At 64.7% G+C, this 204-nt stretch carries 1 pseudogene; it reads left to right on the top strand.

Going from position 1 to position 204, the window contains the following annotated elements:
* Positions 1-204: pseudogene (locus KJQ96_RS40010) on the top strand (nitrogenase iron-molybdenum cofactor biosynthesis protein NifE); the annotation flags it as partial.

Raw genomic sequence — 204 nt, 5'->3', positions numbered from 1 at the left:
ATGTCGGTATGGTGAAGCTGGTCGAGGAGATCGACAAGGCGCTGTTCAACCCGATGTGGGAGCAGCTGCGTCGACCGGCGCCGTGGGAGGTGGGCAAGAATCGGCAGACCAAGGGGATGGCGCAGATGGACGCGCAGGCCGCCGAGGTTGCCGCCGATCCGGAGACGACCCGGCGCGCGAAAAAGGTCTGCTTCTGCAAGGAAG

It is taken from the genome of Bradyrhizobium sp. sGM-13, assembly GCF_018398875.1.
GTDB lineage: Bacteria > Pseudomonadota > Alphaproteobacteria > Rhizobiales > Xanthobacteraceae > Bradyrhizobium.
Note: the sequence above shows the minus strand (reverse complement) of the source record. Positions and strands in the feature narration are given on the sequence as shown.